At 45.7% G+C, this 11,969-nt stretch carries 12 protein-coding genes; 5 read left to right on the forward strand and 7 right to left on the reverse strand.

All coding sequences use genetic code 11. The annotated features are described in order from the left end of the window. Positions 1–9: 9 nt before the first annotated feature. Together JT717_RS05930 and JT717_RS05935 are read right to left on the reverse strand one after the other, a co-directional pair. Entirely contained in the window at positions 10–648 is a 639-nt protein-coding gene (locus tag JT717_RS05930) for an O-methyltransferase (RefSeq protein ID WP_205509280.1), read from the reverse strand. A 688-nt stretch (positions 649–1,336) separates the two neighbouring features. Continuing rightward, a complete protein-coding gene (locus JT717_RS05935; protein ID WP_205509281.1) occupies positions 1,337–2,896 on the reverse strand; it encodes a sodium:solute symporter in 1,560 nt (519 codons plus the stop codon). A 262-nt stretch (positions 2,897–3,158) separates the two neighbouring features. Between JT717_RS05935 and JT717_RS05940 the strand changes: the two genes are divergently transcribed. Then, the gene (locus JT717_RS05940) at positions 3,159–3,698 is read left to right on the forward strand and encodes an LOG family protein (protein WP_205509282.1); all 540 of its coding nucleotides are present in this window, start codon (positions 3,159–3,161) and stop codon (positions 3,696–3,698) included. Between the two features lie 195 nt (positions 3,699–3,893). On the opposite strand, the gene JT717_RS05945 is transcribed toward JT717_RS05940, so the two are convergent. Further along, positions 3,894–4,460: a hypothetical protein gene (locus JT717_RS05945; protein WP_205509283.1), complete on the reverse strand. Its 567-nt coding sequence runs from the start codon at positions 4,458–4,460 to the stop codon at positions 3,894–3,896. Between the two features lie 685 nt (positions 4,461–5,145). Here JT717_RS05945 and JT717_RS05950 point away from each other — a divergent pair. Together JT717_RS05950 and JT717_RS05955 are read left to right on the forward strand one after the other, a co-directional pair. Further along, entirely contained in the window at positions 5,146–5,538 is a 393-nt protein-coding gene (locus tag JT717_RS05950; RefSeq protein ID WP_205509284.1) for a response regulator, read from the forward strand. Between the two features lie 47 nt (positions 5,539–5,585). After that, the gene (locus JT717_RS05955) at positions 5,586–6,659 is read left to right on the forward strand and encodes a sugar transferase (RefSeq protein WP_205509285.1); all 1,074 of its coding nucleotides are present in this window, start codon (positions 5,586–5,588) and stop codon (positions 6,657–6,659) included. A gap of 278 nt (positions 6,660–6,937) precedes the next feature. On the opposite strand, the gene atpC is transcribed toward JT717_RS05955, so the two are convergent. Both atpC and atpD read right to left on the reverse strand, forming a co-directional pair. Next, positions 6,938–7,195, reverse strand: coding sequence for an ATP synthase F1 subunit epsilon (gene atpC, locus JT717_RS05960; protein WP_205509286.1), 258 nt, complete (start codon positions 7,193–7,195; stop codon positions 6,938–6,940). Between the two features lie 137 nt (positions 7,196–7,332). Continuing rightward, positions 7,333–8,832, reverse strand: coding sequence for a F0F1 ATP synthase subunit beta (atpD, locus tag JT717_RS05965; RefSeq protein ID WP_205509287.1), 1,500 nt, complete (start codon positions 8,830–8,832; stop codon positions 7,333–7,335). Between the two features lie 142 nt (positions 8,833–8,974). Between atpD and JT717_RS05970 the strand changes: the two genes are divergently transcribed. Next, positions 8,975–9,217 carry a hypothetical protein gene (locus JT717_RS05970; protein WP_205509288.1) on the forward strand — a complete coding sequence of 81 codons (243 nt, stop codon included), beginning with the start codon at positions 8,975–8,977 and terminating at the stop codon, positions 9,215–9,217. 22 nt (positions 9,218–9,239) lie between these two features. Here JT717_RS05970 and JT717_RS05975 read toward each other — a convergent pair whose 3' ends face one another. Beyond that, positions 9,240–9,395, reverse strand: a complete 156-nt coding sequence (locus JT717_RS05975) for a hypothetical protein (protein WP_205509289.1) — start codon at positions 9,393–9,395, stop codon at positions 9,240–9,242. An 81-nt stretch (positions 9,396–9,476) separates the two neighbouring features. Here JT717_RS05975 and JT717_RS05980 point away from each other — a divergent pair, with 81 nt between their 5' ends. Next, positions 9,477–10,640, forward strand: coding sequence for a hypothetical protein (locus JT717_RS05980; RefSeq protein WP_205509290.1), 1,164 nt, complete (start codon positions 9,477–9,479; stop codon positions 10,638–10,640). A 274-nt stretch (positions 10,641–10,914) separates the two neighbouring features. Here the strand turns inward: JT717_RS05980 and JT717_RS05985 are convergent, their stop codons facing one another. Beyond that, entirely contained in the window at positions 10,915–11,847 is a 933-nt protein-coding gene (locus JT717_RS05985) for an NAD-dependent epimerase/dehydratase family protein (protein WP_205509291.1), read from the reverse strand. Positions 11,848–11,969: the final 122 nt, after the last annotated feature.

Raw genomic sequence — 11,969 nt, forward strand, 5'->3', positions numbered from 1 at the left:
TTTTCTTTTTTATTTTTTACGAATCATGAGTAACCCATCCCGGATAGTTAGCAACACCTTGTCGACCCGAACATCCTCCTGCACAAATTCATTGAACGCCTGGATAGCTTTCGCATTCTTGCCCGTTATCGGTTGCTGAAGCACCTGACCGTGGAAAAGTACATTATCCGCTAAAATCAAGCCGCCTGGCCGTACCAACGGCAAAACCAACTGGTAATATTGGGTATAATTTACCTTATCTGCGTCAATAAATACCAGGTCCCAGGTTTCGTTCAACCCGGGGATAATGCTTAACGCGTTACCTACATGCAAAATTATCTTACCTGCGTCAATTGACCTATTGAAATTTGCCCGGGCTACAGAAGCATCCTCATCCCGAAGCTCAATTGTATGTATTTTTCCATCTTTTAACAAGCCCTTAGCAAGGCAAAGGGCGCTATAACCGGTAAAAGTTCCTATTTCGAGGATGCGCCGGGGCTGCATGAGGCAGCTGATCATCTCCAGCAACTTGCCCTGTACATGACCGCTTAACATATGGGCATGGGCATGCGATGCCCAGGTAGCGGCCGATATTTCCTGCAAAAGGGCATCTTCCGGCGATGTATACTGACTGGCATAGGCTTCGGCTTTCGGATCGATGATTTCCAAGATTGATGATTTACCTGCAAAGATAGTAAGTGACGGGAAGTGTGACAGGCAACCGGGTACAAGTTGCAGGGTGCAGGTTACAAGTTACAGGGTGCTGTTTTATGGGAAATGGTAGGTTCAGCGTGGGAAGAAGCCAGGGCTAGGGTGAAAGACACAAGTTGCAGGTTGCAGGTTACATGTTACAGGGTACAGTTTTATGGGAAATGGTAGGTTCAGCGTGGGAAGAAGCCAGGGTGGGTGTGAAAGACCGGGATCAAAGGCGGGTTTAAAAAAGGTAAAACATGGCAGAAAGCTGTATTTCATTAGCACATCAGCACATTAGCAAATCAGCATATTAGCAGATCAGCATATTGTGCTTGGTTAGTCATCAGTCGGGAGTCAGAAATCCATTCACCTTCAAAAATGGCCTCCCGACCTCTGACTAAACACTCCAGCTATCGTAAATATTATTGGGCAGATCTGATTCTTTCAAGAATGTTATATACGTTGTACTTTGAACACCATCTTCGTCTACTGAACAACGGTAATTGTAATGGTAGCTATAAAACGGAGGAAATAAAGTTTTAGTTTATAAGCAGTTTACTTTTTTAAAGTACAAGATCGCCATGAAATTTTTATTACCCAACTTACAATAAACAAAAAAGCCATCCGCAGTTGGCGGATGGCCTTCGTTATTTATATATTGAAGTTACAGTTGAACCTTTTCTGCTGATATTATATTGCCTGCAGGCTTTTTTGAAATACTTAATAAACCAAGATAGGTCAGCGTCCCGTTTATGATCAACAGCTCGATACCTACCTGGTAGCCGTTGAACAATTTGGCTGAATACTGATGGATAAGATAGGTGGCCACGGGCGCTGCCAGGCAAATGATGGTGATCAGACTGCTTTGTGGCAATGCTCTTTTACTAAGTATGCCGAATGCAAAAAGTCCCAATAACGGACCGTAAGTGTACCCTGCCAGTGTAAGTATTTTGTCGATGATACTACGGTTGCCTATCCAGTAAAATATCATAATACATATTAGAAAGATAACCGTAAATGACAGATGCACGGTAAGCCTGATCTTTTTCTGTTGCTTTTCGGTAAGGTCATCGCGGCGTTTCAGTCCCAGCATATCTATACAAAATGAAGAGGTCAATGCAGTTAAGGCCCCATCTGCACTCGGGAACAGGGCGCTGATCAATGCGATGATGAAAATGATCGATATGGCCTGCGGCATCATTTGCAACGCTACCGTAGGGAAAAGCGTATCTCCTATAATGTTTTGATTATTGGCAACCAGTTGCCATTGGGTGCCTCCGTTGGTGGTCACCTGCGTATATTCAGCCCCATGGTTCAGGGCATAAAGGTATAAGAGCCCTCCCAGCAACAGGAACAAAAAGTTTACGCCGGCACTTACCAGGTTAAAGGTGATCATGTTCTTCTGCGAATCTTTAAGGTTCTTTACACTGATATTCTTCTGCATCATTTCCTGGTCGAGCCCGAACATGCTGATGGTGATAAAAGCACCGCCAATAATCTGCTTCACAAAGAATCCACCACTCTTGGGGTCGGTATTGAAAATAGTAGCATAGCCTTTATCGGTCAGTGTACGCATGGCTTCACCTACCGACAGGTTCATATTGTTCAGAATATACACTACGGTTATTATCAGTCCGGCCAGCATGAGGGTCGTTTGCAGGGTATCGGTGTATACAATGGTCTTCACACCGCCTTCAAAGGTATACAGCAGGATCATCAATAAAATAATAAGCGCCGTAACAATGAAAGGAATGCCAAAGGTTTTCAGAATAAATTCCTGCAATACAAAGATCACCAGGTATAAACGGGCGGTAGCGCCCACCGTGCGGGAAATGATAAAGAACAAGGCGCCTGTTTTATAAGCAATGGTGCCAAAGCGCTTTTGCAAATAATTGTAAATAGAAGTAAGGTTCATGCGGTAATACAGCGGTAATAGTACAAAGGCCACTACGAGGTAGCCGATAATATAACCAAGCACCACCTGGAAATAGGCAAATCCCTTATGGGCGTTGCCCGCAAAATCACCTACCGTACCCGGTACGGAAACAAATGTAACACCACTCAGCGAAGTTCCCACCATACCAAAGGCTACCAGCATCCAGTTAGAGCTGCGGTTACCAATAAAGAATGAATCATTGTTTGAATTACGGGAAGTAAGCCAGGCAACAACCAGCAACAAAACGAAATAACCGATAACAAATGAGAACAACAGGGATGCAGACATAATTAATCGATAATTAAACGGTTCTGTAAAGTCGGATAGGGTCAATGGTGTAAAGGCTTGAAAGCAGACGGTTTACAGCGTTTTTTACAGGCTGCGGCCAACTTCCCTGCCCCGGGTGAAGGGCGCCGCATGCAACGATCTTCCTTTCAAACTGAAGGTCTGAAGATAGCAAAATTGTGTTTTACTATTGCTGATAATCCATTTATCTTAGCCGCTGACAGGCATTTTTTAACAATCGACGCCTGCACTAAAATCAGCCAGCATGAAGATAGAATCGGTAGTAGTTTTTTGCGGATCGAAGACCGGACAGAACCCCATCTTTATGAAACATGCAGCAGAACTCGGCAAACTCATCGCTTTGCTGAACCTGCGCTTGGTGTATGGTGGTGGCAAATCGGGATTGATGGGCGCCATTGCAGATGCTGTGCTGGCCCATGGCGGTAAAGTGATGGGCGTAATTCCGAAAATACTTATTGAGTGGGAAAATCAGCATGAAGGACTGACGGAGCTGTTTGTGGTGCCTGATATGCATACCCGAAAAAAGATGATGTATGAGATGTGCGATGCCGCCATTGTTATGCCCGGCGGCTTTGGCACCCTCGATGAACTCTTTGAAATGCTCACCTGGAATCAGCTTAAGATCCATGATAAAAAGATCTACGTATTAAATACCGAAGGCTTTTACACCCACCTTAAGCTGCATTTGCAACATCTGCTGAAAGAAGGCTTCCTGTATGAGCTGCCGGAAGAAAGGATCATCTTCTGCGACACACCGGTGGAGATCTTTAATAAAATTGGATGATCGCGTTCTTTAACGTGTTTTGATAGAAGTGTTAACTATACAGATCGATAGAGCAATGTGCTAATTTGCTAATGTGATAATGTGCTAATGTTTTCTGTGCATCAGGTTAACACACTACACCTCTATTACTCAGAAAATGTCCGGCGAAGATATGTATCAGCACATTAGCTAATTAGCACATCAGCACATTATAAATTAAAACCCGAGATTATATCCGAAGTTAAAAAAGGCGCGGTTGCCGTAGGGACTGCGTTCGTTCTGCAAGAGATCGTATTGGGCCATTACGATGAATGCACCGCGGCCGGCAGGTATGGCGGCGCCTATGCCTCCCAGTAAAGAGGGCACGATCTTATCATCCAGCTTAACATCAGGCCTGCCATCGTCAAACTTGTATTTCACCCAGGTAAAATTGGCTTCAGGCTGCACCTGTAAAAAAATATAATCTATAGGATATACCCGGCCGAAGATATTCAAACCCGCCACCCCAAATTGTTCTTTATAACCTTCCCACTGGTACTTGTAGCTTGAATAGATGAAATTAACGCCTGCACCGGCCGCCAGGTAGCGGTTGAACCGGTAACCAATTTGCGGCGACACATTTACTAAGGTAGACACACTTCCAAAACCGAGGCCGAAATTACCTCCAAAGAACAGCTTACTTTTATCAAAACCTTTTTTCACCGGCTCCTCCTCTTCATCCTGGGCAAAAGCCGCCACACTAACAAGGGCAAATAAGCAGGCAGTCAATAAATATTTCTTCATAGTGATCATTTAAGATGCAAATTAGGAAATCCCGACTTTGGCCGGGACAAGTTGTAAAAAAGCAAATGTGAAAATGTGCCGATGAGAAAATGAGCAAATGGCCTTAGGTTCCGCAGGAATAAAAGGCTGCATCCCAGCATAGCTACTTTTAATTTTCACATTTTCAAACTACCTCAATTTGCATCTTTTCCGATTTACTTAATGTTAAAAGGTTGATAATAGCAGAAAATACTATGTGATAATTAATCAGTTAGGCGCTTTTAGCGTTGGAACAGCAGCGTCTGTGGATAAATACTGACGAGAATCACTCCTTTATCTAATAAGCACTTAAAGAGCACCTTACAACTGGTTAATTAAAAACATGCGAGGGATGGGTACCGGGGGGTATTGCATTTATTGGGTTTTGTTATTACTTTTATTGTGCCTATCCATTGAAAGCCGTAAGGATTAATTATTTGTAGCTTATCAACACCACAAATCCTTAGAAATTCCCCACAAACTGGTTAACACTATCACCAAGTAGAAAGTTAATCTAACAATCCTGTAAAGCCGTTTTTCCTATTGTATATTATTCCCGGCATTCATATGTCCGCGAGTATGTAGTCCAATTCCTGTGCGGACCGTATGCATCTGTATGTCTTATAGAAACCGGTTAATTCTTTTGTTCAGCATTTAACGTACAAGAATGAGAAGAAGCATACTGGCTATTGACGATAGCAAAGCGATCAGGTTTCTGTTACATACGGTTTTGGGAAAAGATCACCAGGTTGTTACCGCCCCTGATGCCTGTTCGGCCATGTTCTGGTTAGCAAAGAAAAAATTACCCGATCTCATCATCGTTGACCCGCAATTGTCAGATGTGCAGGATTGGGAACTGATCGCCGAATTTACATCCAGCGCTATTTACCGGGATATTCCTCTCATTGTACTATCATCCCTCGACAAAGAGGTAATTGCTGCCAAATGCCTGCAATATGGAATTGCAGATTATTATACGAAGCCATTTAATCCGCTTGAATTAAACGAAACAGTTCAAAAAGTTATGAGCAGGGTGGCACCAGTTTCGCATGTGCACTAAAGTGAAAGCCGGGAAATAACCGGGATTGAACAATTAAAATGTCTTCTATGGATCTAACAATTCTACCCACGAAAAAAATTATTAATACATACAAACGTTACAGTTTGCCTGTAGCTGAAGAACCAACTGACATTACGAAGTTGCAGTTCTTCTATGTAGGTACCCAAGCCCGTTATACCGAACAACTAAAGGAGTATTTTGCATTCGGTTATTCCAGTGTGTCGGTCGACAGCGCCATTTTCACATTAAAAAGATTATTAAAGAAACAGGATGCGGTTACCATCCCCGACGTCATTATTGCCGACGGATCCCTGGGCACAGACCGTTTGGTAGCACTGCACCAGTTCATTTACAGCCATAAAATAATGGCCAGCATTCCTTTCGTTGTGGAAGCCTCCGGCTTATCCAATGAAGTTTTAGCCAAATTGAAAACATATACGTTTATTGACGAGCTGTTGCTCCTGCATGAGTTCACGGCTCCTGACCTGGAGCGTAAACTGGGCTTTTTGCAAAAGATGAAACAAAAGCGTTTACAAGCGCCCGAAAGCTGCCAGGTAGAAACTTCTTTCCCCAGGTATGCGAGTAAACGCGCCTTGCTGAAAAGAGGGCTTGACCTCGCCATTTCATCAGTAACCCTGGCCTTGCTGGCGCCGCTGATGCTGCTGATAGCGCTGGCAGTTAAATTGGATACCGGAGGCCCTGTATTGTATACTACCATCCGCACCGGCCGTGGTTACCGCATCTTCCAATTGTACAGGTTCAATACGATCATCCAGGATGCCGGTAAAATAAAAAATGGGGTTTTGATCAGTAAGATCGGTTTGTTCCTGCGCAAGACCAGCCTCGATGAACTACCGCAATTACTGAACGTTTGGCTGGGCGACCTGTCGCTCGTAGGGTACCGCGCGTTGCCATTATACGAAGCGGAAAAATTGACGACCAATGCCGCCGCCAATCATTTCCTGGCTCCGGCCGGTATCAGCTGGCAAACGCAAAAAGAAGGCAAGCTGGTTATACCGGCAGAAATGCAGCTGGCTACGGAAGCCGATAAATCCGATCTGCTGTATGACATCTGGCGCATGGCCAACAAGCCTTCAACAGTAATTCAAGAGAATGCCTGATCTACATTTATATTGAACAGTTGTGTTTAGCTATCAACAGTAGGATCTCCTGCCTTTTGGTAGGAGATTTTTTTTGGAGCTGCCCGGCAGGACGGCTTTGCCTTTGCGTTGGTTGGAGTGTTTTGCCCTTAGCTTTCAGTTATTTGCCACCAGTGCGTTTTTTGCGTTTTGGCCTGAACCTTCAGCTTTAGCCTAAAGCACTATTTGCGCTGTGGCCAAAAAAAATCCTCCCGACCAAAGCCGGGAGGAAGATATAATTGAATCTAGCTGAAAGTAAGTTATTCTGCCGTAGTAGCGCCTTCTACCAGCACGGTAGTTTTATTGTTCAGCACTTCTACAAAACCACTCTGGATATCGTAATAAGCCAGGTGATTACTTTTATCTTTTAACACTTTTACCCGGCCCGATTTAAGCGCGCTTACCAGCGGAGCGTGTTTGTCAAGCACTTCAAACAAACCGGTTATACCTGGCAGTTGAACGCCATACACTTCACCACTGAACAGCTTTTTCTCCGGAGTTAATATCTCTAAATTCATAATGTGCTAATTTGCTAATGTGATAATATGCTAATTATCTCTATGCAACAGACTAATATTATGTCAGCTCTCAAATATTCCAAAATTGAAGGCCGCGTTTAAGCATTAGCTAATTAGCAAATTAGCTAATCAGCTAATTAACCTTGGGCCTGCGCCAACAGTTTCTTACCTTTTTCGATAGCGTCGTCGATCGTACCTACCAGGTTGAAAGCTGCTTCCGGATAATCATCTACTTCACCATCCATGATCATGTTAAAGCCACGGATCGTTTCTTCGATGGGTACCAGTACGCCTTTCAGACCGGTAAACTGCTCAGCCACATGGAATGGTTGTGACAGGAATCGTTGTACTTTACGGGCGCGGAATACAGTTTGTTTATCCTCTTCGCTCAACTCATCCATACCGAGGATGGCGATGATATCCTGTAATTCTTTATAACGTTGGAGGATCAGTTTTACGCGGTTAGCGCAGTTATAGTGAGCATCACCCACGATCTGCGGCGTAAGGATACGGCTGGTAGAATCCAGGGGGTCAACCGCAGGATAGATACCTAAGTCGGCGATTTTACGGCTCAATACTGTAGTAGCATCCAGGTGGGCGAAAGTAGTAGCCGGAGCGGGGTCGGTCAAGTCATCCGCAGGTACGTAAACCGCCTGTACGGAAGTGATTGAACCGTTTTTAGTTGAAGTGATACGCTCCTGCATCAAACCCATTTCTGTAGCCAGGGTAGGTTGGTAACCCACCGCAGAAGGCATACGTCCCAACAGCGCCGATACTTCAGAACCGGCCTGGGTGAAACGGAAGATATTATCAACGAAGAAGAGGATGTCGCGGCCTTTGCCCTGTCCGTCACCATCGCGGTAGTACTCAGCGATCGTCAGACCACTCAGGGCCACACGGGCACGGGCGCCTGGGGGCTCGTTCATTTGTCCGAATACGAAGGTAGCTTTGGAATCAGACAGCTCTTTCATGTTCACTTTGCTCAGATCCCAGCCGCCATGTTCCATGCTGTGTTTGAAATCGTCGCCGTATTTCATAATGCCGGCTTCGATCATTTCACGCATCAGATCGTTTCCTTCGCGGGTTCTTTCACCCACACCGGCAAACACTGATAAACCGGAATATGCTTTTGCGATATTGTTGATAAGCTCCTGGATCAATACTGTTTTACCCACACCGGCACCACCGAATAAACCGATCTTACCACCTTTTGCATAGGGCTCGATGAGGTCAATTACTTTGATACCAGTGAATAATACTTCCTGGGAAGTACTCAGGTTCTCAAATGCCGGGGGTTTGCTGTGAATGGGACGGCCGCCAACTTTAGGAACAGCAGGCAAACCATCGATAGGATCGCCGGTCACATTGAACAGACGGCCCTTAATTGCTTCACCGGTTGGCATGGCAATGGCAGCACCGGTATCTGCTACTTCCATTCCCCGCACCAGACCTTCGGTACCGTCCATGGCGATACAACGAACGCTGTCTTCACCCAGGTGTTGCTGCGCTTCAAGCACCAGCACTTCACCATTTTGGCGCTTTAATTCAAGCGCATTATAAATTTCAGGGAGTTTTCCTTCAAACTGCACGTCTACTACAGCACCGATGATCTGCTTGATCTTACCAACATTTGGCATATAATAGTTTGATTTTGCGTGAGCGTTTATTTAACTACTTTGATTTTCAACGCTTTAATTACAATTCAAAGCAGCCTTTTTAATTTCGGCTGCAAAGGTAAGTGATGGATGGATAATTTGGTATTTTAAACGGTGACATTTTTTGGAGGGTTGCCAGTTACCGGTTGCCGGTTACCAGTTACCGGGTGCTGGTTGCCGGTTACCAGTTACCAGTTGCCGCGGTTTCAGGTTACAGGTTACAAGTTTCAGGGCCAGTTGCCGGTTGCCGGTTACCAGTTACCGGGTACCGGTTGCCAGTTACCGGGTACCGGTTGCCAGTTACCGGGTACCGGTTGCCAGTTACCGGGTACCGGTTGCCAGTTACCGGTTACAGGTTTCAGGTTAGAGGGCCGGTTACCGGATACCAGTTACCGGTTACCGGTTGCCGGGTGCCAGTTGCCGGGTGCCGGGGCCTCTTTGCCTTCTCTATGCCTTTTTGCCTCTTTGCCTTTTTGCCATTTGCCTTTTGCCTCTTTGCCTTTTTGCCATTTGCCTTTTGCCTCTTTGCCTTCTCTATGCCTCATTCCCTTTTCTTGCCTTTATTAGCGCTTTTTCGCTTTATTTGTACTTTGAAAACGGACACTGCGATATCCTTATAGCCGAACATGCAATTAATTGAAGTAACGACATCAAGTACAGCCAGAGATTTCATTAGGGTAAACGTTGAACTAAATAAGTCCAACCCGAATTACATCCGCCCCCTCGATAAGGATGTGGAAGAAGTTTTCAATCCCGAAAAAAATAAAAGCTTCCGGCATGGCCAATGCACCCGCTGGATCTTAGTCGGCCCCGATGGAAAATATCTTGGCCGCATTGCCGCATTCGTAAATAAAAAGTACAGGAACAAAGGAGATGAATTCCCCGTAGGCGGTATCGGGTTTTTCGATTGTATCAATGACCAGTCCGCCGCCGACATGCTCTTTGATGTTGCCAAACACTGGCTCATGCAGCGCGGCGTGGAAGCCATGGACGGCCCCATTAATTTCGGGGAACGCGACCGCTGGTGGGGCCTGGTGACCGAAGGCTTCCAGGAGCCTCTGTACTGCATGAACTATAACCCACCCTATTACCGCCAGCTGTTCGAGACCTATGGGTTCCGCCCTTTCTTTAACCAGATCTGCTTCGGCCTGAACCCGAAAAAGAAATTGAGCGACAAACTGCATGAACGGCATGCGCATTATGCCACCCCCGATTACCGCTGTATCCGCATCGATAAAAAACAACTCGGCAAATTCGCCGGCGACTTTGCCTATATATATAATAAGGCCTGGGCCGGTCACGGCGGTCTGAAGGAATTGAAAAAAGACCAGGTACTGCTGATGTTCAATAAAATGAAGCCAGTCATGGACGAACGGATCATCTGGTTCACCTACCACAAAGAACAGCCGATCGCCATGTTCATTAACCTGCCCGACCTCAACCAATGGTTCAAATACCTGAACGGTCAGTTCAGCTGGTTCCATAAGCTGAAATTCCTCTGGATCAAAAAAACCAAACCCTGTAAAAAATGCACCGGGCTGGTATTTGGTATTGTTCCTGAATTTCAGGGCAAGGGCATCGATGCCTATATGATCGTTGAATCGGGCAAGGTGATTCAATGGCAAACGCCCTATACCGAATATGAAATGCAATGGATCGGCGACTTCAATCCCAAAATGCTGAACGTTGCCGCCGGCCTGGGCGATACTTTCCGCAGCCGGGTATTGACCACGTATCGATATCTGTTCGACAGAACCCGGCCTTATAAGCCACACCCTATGGTGAGCTGATTCTCCCCCGGCCTCATCCCAGCCCCTAAAGAGGGAGTAATTATTCGTTGCCCTTACTGGTCATGAAGGGTGAATGGAGAAATTGGTGAATAGGCAATGGATCCTTCATTCTCAACTTGTCCCGCACCTTAGCCAGGATCTGCTAACCAGCTTTGCATCCTTCTGCCTTTTGTCTTTTTGCTTTGTTGCCTTGTTGCCTATTGCCTGGTTGCTTTGTTGCCTTATTGCCTTTTGCCTTGTTGCCTATTGCCTTGTTGCTTTGTTGTCTTGTTGTCTATTGCTTCAAAGCCCACTGCACTGTTTCTTTTATTCCTTCAGAATAGGATGTGGGCGTAAAGCCAAAGGCATTGTTGAACTTTTCTGAACTGAACAGGTAAGGATATTCGTTCTGGTAATTCATTTCTATTAATTCTTTCATGGTACGATTGAACAAACCGGCTACACGCAGCATCCAGTTGTGGATCACAGTCACGCCATTAGGCTTTTGCAGTAGCGCAGCGGCCTCTTGCACAAACTGCCGCCCGGTAATCAGCTCACTGGCTGTTGGTAAATGCCAGGTTTGATGGAAGGCATCGGGCCGGTTGGCCAACAGGTAAAGCGCTTTTGCCGCATCGGACACATAGGTGATGGAATGCGGTTGGTCTGCATTGCCCAGCCATTGCGCTTTCTTTCCCTTTAACAGGTTCTGGATCACCAGCAGGTTCGGCACACTGGTCTTAAATCCGATAGGGCCATAAAAATCTGCACTGCGTGCGATCATGGCTTGGAGCTTACCTGCTTTGCTTTCCTGCAGCAATTGGTTGGCGATGCGAGCCCTTATTTCTCCTTTTTTACTACAGGGATTGAGCGGCGTTTCTTCACTCATCCACCCATTGACCTTTCCATACATATATACGTTATCGAAGAAAATAAGTTTTGCCCCCGTTTCCTTGCAGGCATTGCTCACATTGGTCATGATCAATGGCCATTGTGCCGCCCAGATGCGGCTATCGTAAGGCAAACCTATCAACAGGTATACAATGGATGACCCCTTGATGGCGTTCAGGGTCTGCTGGTAATTGGTAGCATCTGCGGCAACGGCTTCCGCACCGCTTACTGATCTTGCTTGCCTTGATACCAAACGCAGTTTCTCTTTGTTATTAATTAGGATGGGAACTAACTGGTCGGCCACAGCGCCTCTGGCGCCAAAGATGGTATGTATGTTCATAAATGATATAATTCCTGATTAAGTGGTTTGTTACCCTTATTTTTGAATAATTCGAATCGATACCTGGCAGCAATAGTAAATGCCAGTAGGGATTTCTTTCGTGACTCGCTTCTTTCCGCAGC

Source organism: Longitalea arenae, from assembly GCF_016924755.1.
Taxonomy (GTDB): Bacteria; Bacteroidota; Bacteroidia; order Chitinophagales; family Chitinophagaceae; genus Niastella; species Niastella arenae.

Excerpts from the sequence above, each read along its gene's own strand:
- atpC (WP_205509286.1), bottom strand. The coding sequence starts at position 7,195 with ATGAATTTAGAGATATTAACTCCGGAGAAAAAGCTGTTCAGTGGTGAA.
- atpD (WP_205509287.1), bottom strand. The coding sequence starts at position 8,832 with ATGCCAAATGTTGGTAAGATCAAGCAGATCATCGGTGCTGTAGTAGAC.
- JT717_RS05940 (WP_205509282.1), top strand. The coding sequence starts at position 3,159 with ATGAAGATAGAATCGGTAGTAGTTTTTTGCGGATCGAAGACCGGACAG.
- JT717_RS05935 (WP_205509281.1), bottom strand. The coding sequence starts at position 2,896 with ATGTCTGCATCCCTGTTGTTCTCATTTGTTATCGGTTATTTCGTTTTG.
- JT717_RS05955 (WP_205509285.1), top strand. The coding sequence starts at position 5,586 with ATGGATCTAACAATTCTACCCACGAAAAAAATTATTAATACATACAAA.
- JT717_RS05950 (WP_205509284.1), top strand. The coding sequence starts at position 5,146 with ATGAGAAGAAGCATACTGGCTATTGACGATAGCAAAGCGATCAGGTTT.
- JT717_RS05980 (WP_205509290.1), top strand. The coding sequence starts at position 9,477 with ATGCAATTAATTGAAGTAACGACATCAAGTACAGCCAGAGATTTCATT.
- JT717_RS05945 (WP_205509283.1), bottom strand. The coding sequence starts at position 4,460 with ATGAAGAAATATTTATTGACTGCCTGCTTATTTGCCCTTGTTAGTGTG.
- JT717_RS05985 (WP_205509291.1), bottom strand. The coding sequence starts at position 11,847 with ATGAACATACATACCATCTTTGGCGCCAGAGGCGCTGTGGCCGACCAG.
- JT717_RS05975 (WP_205509289.1), bottom strand. The coding sequence starts at position 9,395 with ATGAGGCATAGAGAAGGCAAAGAGGCAAAAGGCAAATGGCAAAAAGGC.